Consider the following 3,486-nt stretch of genomic DNA (forward strand, 5'->3'; position numbering starts at 1 on the left):
GAGTTGCTCCCGGTTTATGGCGGGATCGCGGCAGAGCTTTGGTGCGAAATCGCCAAAGTGAGGAAGGTTTCGAGGTGTTGCGAGGCAGCAACATTTCATCGTGGTTAACGAGCCTTAGCGAAGTGGCTCGGATGAAAACCAGACCTCATCGTAGACGGCGACCGCGCTCTCGTCCGGTTTCCGCATTGTGCGACGCCACACCGAGCGGATGGTTTGCGAGTGTCCTTTTGCGGCCGTCCGGAATGATTCTCTCGTCGTCTCGCCTCGGCAGGCGATGAACCCGACATTCATGAGCGTGACGGCTTCGAACCCGGCGGGCAAATGCGTCACCAGGATCGTCGGTCCCCACCCTCCGCCGGGCTGCCAGGGAAAGATCAGTCGTCCCCCTGGCTTCAAGGCCTTCAACCATTCGGGATCGGGCGCGGAAACCCCTGCATTGACATAGACGATGTCGCAATCGGGAAGAGGCGTGCGGAGCGCCGAGCGCGCTTGCACGGCCGCTTCAGGGTAAGCCGCGAGATTGGCGTCCGCCTCGGCTGCCAGGTCCGGTTGGTATTCGTACGCGCTCACGTGCCCACCCGGACGCACCAGCAACGCCATGATCGCGGTGTAATAGCCCAGACCCGCGCCCACATGAACGATCGTCTCTCCCGGTGCGGGATGAACGGCTGCGAGCCACGCAGCATGGAGCGAGGGCTCGCCATTGTTGATCCCTCGGTCCGCTGCAATCGCGACCAACACATTCTCGTAGAGATCGGAGATGGACGTGGTCGTCGACGCGACTCCAAAGCTGATCGTCGTCCAAGGCGGCGGAGGGAGAAAAGCTTCGCGCGGAACGGTGGCAAAGGCATTCTCGATACGAGCATCCTCGACGCCCGCCGCGCGCATGATGCGGCGCGCGTATCGACGACGATCGTCTTCGTATGCGAGGGCCATGCCCCAACAAGCCGTGAGGCGCTCGCAGGGTTCCGGAAGGCCGGTCGCCGACTACATGCGGAAGACGCCGAACCGGGTCTCGGGGACCGGCGCGTTGAGCGCCGCGGAGAACGCCAGAGCGAGGACGCGGCGGGTCTCGGAGGGAAGCACCACGCCGTCGTCCCAAAGCCGCGCCGTCGCGTAGTACGGGCTCCCCTCTTCCTCGTACTTATCGCGGATCGGCGCTTTGAATGCCTCCTCGTCCTCGGCGCTCCAATTCTTGCCCTCGGCCTCGAAATTGTCGCGCCGCACTGTGGCGAGGACGCTGGAGGCCTGTTCGCCGCCCATGACGGAGATGCGGGAGTTCGGCCACGTGAACAGGAAGCGCGGCGAATAGGCTCGTCCGCACATGCCATAGTTTCCGGCGCCAAAAGATCCTCCGACAAGAAGGGTGATCTTGGGCACCTGCGCGCAGGCGACCGCAGTTACGAGTTTCGCCCCGTCCTTGGCGATGCCACCGGCCTCGTATTGGCGCCCCACCATGAAGCCGGAAATGTTCTGAAGGAAAAGCAGCGGGATACGGCGCTGACAGCACAGCTCGATGAAGTGAGCGCCCTTGAGTGCACTTTCGGAGAACAGGATGCCGTTATTGCCGATGATGCCGACGGGCATGCCCCAGATGCGCGCGAAGCCGGTGACGAGCGTGGTGCCATAAAGGCGCTTGAACTCGTCGAACTCCGACCCGTCGACGAGGCGGGCAATGACCTCGCGAATATCGTATTGCTTCTTCAGGTCCGTCGGGACGATCGCGTCGAGATCTTCGATCGCATATTTCGGTTCGACGGGCTCGATCAGGTCGAGGTCGACGACCTTGCGCGTGTTCAGCGTGCCGACGATCCGGCGGACGATCGAAAGTGCGTGATGATCGTCGGTCGCGTAGTGGTCGGCAACGCCCGACTGGCGTGCATGCACGTCGGCGCCTCCGAGATCCTCCGCCGAAACCACTTCGCCTGTCGCTGCCTTCACCAGCGGCGGCCCCCCGAGGAAGATCGTGCCTTGCTTGCGTACGATAATCGTCTCGTCCGACATCGCCGGAACATAAGCACCGCCGGCGGTGCAGGAACCCATGACGCAAGCGATCTGGGGGATGCCGAGAGACGACAGGATGGCCTGATTGTAGAAGATCCGGCCGAAATGCTCCCTGTCGGGAAACACCTCGGTCTGATGCGGGAGATTGGCGCCGCCAGAATCGACGAGATAGACGCAGGGCAGCCGGTTCTCCCGAGCGATCTCCTGGGCCCGGAGATGCTTCTTGACCGTCATCGGGTAGTAGGTGCCGCCCTTGATGGTGGAATCGTTGCAGACGATCATGACCTCACGGCCGGAAACGCGGCCGATGCCGGTGATCAGCCCGGCGCCATGAATCGCGTCGTCGTACATCCCGTGAGCCGCCAGGGACCCGAGCTCGAGGAACGGGGCGCCCGGGTCGAGCAATCGCGTCACCCRCTCGCGCGGTAGAAGCTTGCCCCGGCCCAGGTGCCTCTCGCGGGCCTTTGCCGGTCCACCCGCCGCTGCTTCGGCGCGCTTCGTCTGCAGGTCGCGGCCGAGTTCGTCCCAAGAGGCACGATTGGCCTGCGCCGCTTCCGAGGTCAGATCGACGGATGTGGCAATCACGGGCACGGGGCGCCCCCTGTCCTTGATGAGATGTCCGAAGCCTTGCAGCGGAGGCGGCTAGCCCTTCGCCCGGATGACTGTCGTCTCACGCGGCGCGCCAGGGCCGCAACGATAGGCAACGCCCTTCACCAGCGCCCAGTCCGGCGATTGCCGTTGCAGATAGAGATGGGTGCCGCCGAGGGCGACCACCTGATTCTGCATGCTCCACAGCTCACTCCTGAAGCCCGGCGTGGTCGACACGGTCGGACTGACTTCGCCGAGGCGGGTGCAGACGCGTACGTCGGCGGGCGAATCGACGGTGTGGATGAGTTCCTCGGGCGTCGGTCGGTAGGCGCAGGCCGAAACCGACAATGCGATGAAAGAGGCAAGAAGGGCGCGTTGCATTCGAAGACCCGCATTGTTCAAAGTCGAGGTTAGCATAGAGCACGAACTGCCAAAGAGGAGAAGCCTCCCCGTCAGTTGTGCCCCGCCATCGCGCCGCTCCCGACCGACCGATCCACGTCGGCGCCGATAGTCTTCCCGAAGATGGCCTCGAAACCGGATCGCATGATGCTATCGACCTCGGGCATGGTGACGGGAAGGCCGAGGTCGACCAGGCTCGTCACGCCGTGCTGGACGACGCCGCAGGGCACGATGCCGGAAAAGTGGGACAGGTCAGGTTCCACATTGAGGCTGATCCCGTGGAAGGTGACCCAGCGCCGGACCCGGATCCCGATGGCGGCAATCTTGTCTTCGGCGCCGATGCCCTTATCAGGACGGCGGACCCAAACGCCGACCCGATCCTCCCGTCGCTCCCCGCGCACGTTGAACGCGGCGAGAGTCGTGATCAGCCAAGCTTCGAGGGCCGTCACATAGCGACGGAGATCCGGATCTCGGCGCTTGAGATCGAGCATGACG

At 63.8% G+C, this 3,486-nt stretch carries 4 protein-coding genes; all 4 read right to left on the reverse strand.

Going from position 1 to position 3,486, the window contains the following annotated elements; translation table 11 throughout:
• Nucleotides 1–114: 114 nt before the first annotated feature.
• The gene (locus AC1DT3_RS15375) at nt 115–936 is read right to left on the reverse strand and encodes a protein-L-isoaspartate O-methyltransferase family protein (protein ID WP_477466116.1); all 822 of its coding nucleotides are present in this window, start codon (nt 934–936) and stop codon (nt 115–117) included.
• 51 nt (nt 937–987) lie between these two features.
• Nucleotides 988–2,595 carry a carboxyl transferase domain-containing protein gene (locus tag AC1DT3_RS15380; RefSeq protein WP_477466117.1) on the reverse strand — a complete coding sequence of 536 codons (1,608 nt, stop codon included), beginning with the start codon at nt 2,593–2,595 and terminating at the stop codon, nt 988–990.
• 51 nt (nt 2,596–2,646) lie between these two features.
• Nucleotides 2,647–2,973 (reverse strand): hypothetical protein, encoded by a 327-nt coding sequence (locus AC1DT3_RS15385; protein WP_477466118.1) that lies wholly within the window; start codon nt 2,971–2,973, stop codon nt 2,647–2,649.
• A 71-nt stretch (nt 2,974–3,044) separates the two neighbouring features.
• Nucleotides 3,045–3,486 (reverse strand): lipoyl(octanoyl) transferase LipB (lipB, locus tag AC1DT3_RS15390; RefSeq protein WP_477466119.1); only part of this gene is annotated, 442 nt, incomplete at its 5' end.

The organism is Microvirga sp. P4_G7, assembly GCF_056401005.1.

Excerpts from the sequence above, each read along its gene's own strand:
- AC1DT3_RS15375 (WP_477466116.1), bottom strand. The coding sequence starts at position 936 with ATGGCCCTCGCATACGAAGACGATCGTCGTCGATACGCGCGCCGCATC.
- AC1DT3_RS15385 (WP_477466118.1), bottom strand. The coding sequence starts at position 2,973 with ATGCAACGCGCCCTTCTTGCCTCTTTCATCGCATTGTCGGTTTCGGCC.